Annotated in this window: 4 protein-coding genes; 2 read left to right on the forward strand and 2 right to left on the reverse strand. The window is 76.0% G+C overall.

What is annotated here, in order from left to right; all coding sequences use genetic code 11:
* On the forward strand, nucleotides 1–365 hold a 365-nt coding region (locus tag DVA66_RS19375), incomplete at its 5' end, for an acVLRF1 family peptidyl-tRNA hydrolase (RefSeq protein WP_269801649.1).
* A gap of 25 nt (nucleotides 366–390) precedes the next feature.
* Here the strand turns inward: DVA66_RS19375 and pdxH are convergent.
* On the reverse strand, nucleotides 391–1,074 hold the full coding sequence (gene pdxH / locus DVA66_RS19380) for a pyridoxamine 5'-phosphate oxidase (RefSeq protein ID WP_114561464.1): 684 nt from the start codon (nucleotides 1,072–1,074) through the stop codon (nucleotides 391–393).
* Nucleotides 1,075–1,110: 36 nt separating this feature from the next.
* Here pdxH and serC point away from each other — a divergent pair, with 36 nt between their 5' ends.
* Nucleotides 1,111–2,235 carry a phosphoserine transaminase gene (gene serC, locus DVA66_RS19385; protein WP_114561465.1) on the forward strand — a complete coding sequence of 375 codons (1,125 nt, stop codon included), beginning with the start codon at nucleotides 1,111–1,113 and terminating at the stop codon, nucleotides 2,233–2,235.
* Between the two features lie 12 nt (nucleotides 2,236–2,247).
* Here serC and DVA66_RS19390 read toward each other — a convergent pair.
* On the reverse strand, nucleotides 2,248–2,455 hold a 208-nt coding region (locus DVA66_RS19390; protein ID WP_232822080.1), incomplete at its 5' end, for a hypothetical protein.

Below are 2,455 nucleotides of genomic sequence, written 5' to 3' on the forward strand. Positions count from 1 at the left end.
CCGGGGTCTTCGTCGGCGAGGAGCTGGTGGCCAGCAAGGTCGGCTCGGGTTACGTGCAGGGACGCACCAAGGCCGGCGGCTGGTCCCAGCAGCGCTACGCGCGGCGGCGGGCCAACCAGGCCGCCAAGGCCGTCGAGGACGCCGCCGGCGACGCGGCCGGGGTGCTGCTGGGCCGGTCCCTGGACGCCCTGGTGCTCGGCGGCGACCGGCGGGTGGCCGAGGACGTCCTGGCCGACCCCCGGCTGGCCGCGCTCTCCGGCGTCCCGGTCGAGCCGGACGTCCGCCCCACCCCCGACCCGCGGCTGGCGGTCCTGGCCGAGCTCGACCCCACCTCGGTCCGGATCGGGCTCAACGACCTCGCCTGAGCGGCACGCCTGCGCGCAGGTGGCCTCAGGGGGCCAGCCGGCCGAGCCGCCAGCCGTCGGCGGTGCGGGTGTAGAGCAGCCGGTCGTGCAGCCGGCTGGGACGGCCCTGCCAGAACTCGACCCGCTCCGGCGCCACCCGGTAGCCGCCCCAGAACGGCGGGCAGGCGACGTCGGTGCCGGCGAAGCGGCGCTCGGCCTCCTCGTACGACGTCTGCAGCGCCGTCTCGTCGGGCAGCTGGGTGGACTGCGCCGAGGCCCAGGCGGCCAGCTGCGAGCCGCGGGGACGGGTGGCGAAGTACTCCTCGTCCTCCGCGCGCGTGGTCGGGGTGGCGGTGCCCTCCACCCGGACCGCCCGCTGCAGCGGGGCCCAGTGCAGGTGCAGGGCCACCTCCGGGTGCGCGGCCAGCGCCGTCCCCTTGGCCGAGGTGCGGTTGGTGAAGAAGGTGAACCCGGACGGGTCGAAGCCCTTGAGCAGCACGGTGCGCACCGACGGGCGCCAGACGCCGTCGCGCTCGGTGATGGTGCCGACCTGCATCGCGGTCGGCTCGGGCAGCGTCCCGGTCTCCTTGGCGGCCAGGGCGGCCTCGAGCCAGGAGCCGAAGAGGGTGAGCGGGTCGGCCGGAGCGTCCTCCTCGCTCAGGTGCCCCGCGGTGTAGTCGAGGCGCTCGCGGCTCAGGTCGGCGGCGCGGTGGGTGTCGGCCTCGGGCATGGGCACAGCATGCCGCAGGGGGCCGGGTCCACCAGAATGGGCCGGGTGATCGAGCTGACCATCCCCGAGCACCTGCGTCCCGCCGACGGCCGCTTCGGCAGCGGACCGGCCAAGGTCCGTCCGGAGTCGCTGGCCTCGCTGGCCACCGAGGGGGCGACCGTGCTGGGCACCTCCCACCGGCAGGCGCCGGTCAAGCAGCTGGTCGGACGGGTCCGGCGCGGGCTGGCCGAGCTGTACGACCTGCCCGAGGGCTACGAGGTGGTGCTGGCCAACGGCGGCTCGACGCAGTTCTGGGACGTCGCCACCTTCTCCCTGATCCGGCGGCGCAGCGCCCACGCCACCTTCGGGGAGTTCTCGGCCAAGTTCGCCCGGGCCGCCGAGCGGGCCCCGTTCCTGGAGGCGCCGGCGGTCACCGACCACGGCACCGGCCGGGCCGGGCTGCCCGCGGCCGCCGACGGCGCCGACGTCTACGCCTGGGCCCACAACGAGACCTCGACCGGGGCCTGCGCGCCGGTGCGGCGGGTCGAGGGCGCCGACCCCGACGCCCTGGTGGTGGTGGACGGCACCTCCGCGGTGGCCGGGATCGCCCTCGACGTGGCGAGCACCGACGCCTACTACTTCGCCCCGCAGAAGAGCCTCGGCTCCGACGGCGGGCTGTGGTTCGCCTTCCTCTCCCCCGCCGCGGTGGCGCGGGCCGAGCAGCTGGCCGCCGAGCGCTGGGTGCCGGAGAGCCTCGACCTCTCGGTCGCGATCAGCAACGCCCGCGCCGACCAGACGCTCAACACCCCGGCGGTCGCCACGCTGTGGCTGCTGGCCGCCCAGCTGGACTGGCTGGCCGCCTCCGGCGGGCTGGAGTTCGCGGTGGCGCGCAGCCGGGAGTCCTCCGACCACCTCTACGCCTGGGCCGACGCCCACCCGTTGGCGAGCCCGATGGTCGACCCGGAGTTCCGCTCCCCGGTGGTCGTCACCGTCGACCTGGCCGAGCAGGTGGACGCCAAGCAGGTCGCGGCGGTGCTGCGGGCCAACGGGATCGTCGACACCGAGCCCTACCGCAAGCTCGGACGCAACCAGCTGCGGGTCGCGACCTTCCCCACCATCGACCCCGACGACGTCCGCGCCCTCACCGGCTGCCTGGACTGGGTGCTGGAGCGGCTGGCCTGAGCCAGCCTCCGCTCAGCGCCCGCGCTCCTCGTAGAGCCACTCCAGGTCGTCCCTGCCGGCCCCGGCGCCGCCGGACGTCTCCCGACCGTCGGCACCCGCGTCCGCGGCGGGAGCCGACCCGAACGCCGGCTCGGACCAGGTCACCCGGCCCGGCTGCTCCGCGGTGAGGTGGTAGTCGCCCTCCGCGGTGGTCACCGGGAACGGTACCGCCGCGTCCGCG

Source organism: Desertihabitans aurantiacus (assembly GCF_003344635.1).
In the GTDB taxonomy this organism is placed as follows: domain Bacteria; phylum Actinomycetota; class Actinomycetes; order Propionibacteriales; family Propionibacteriaceae; genus Desertihabitans; species Desertihabitans aurantiacus.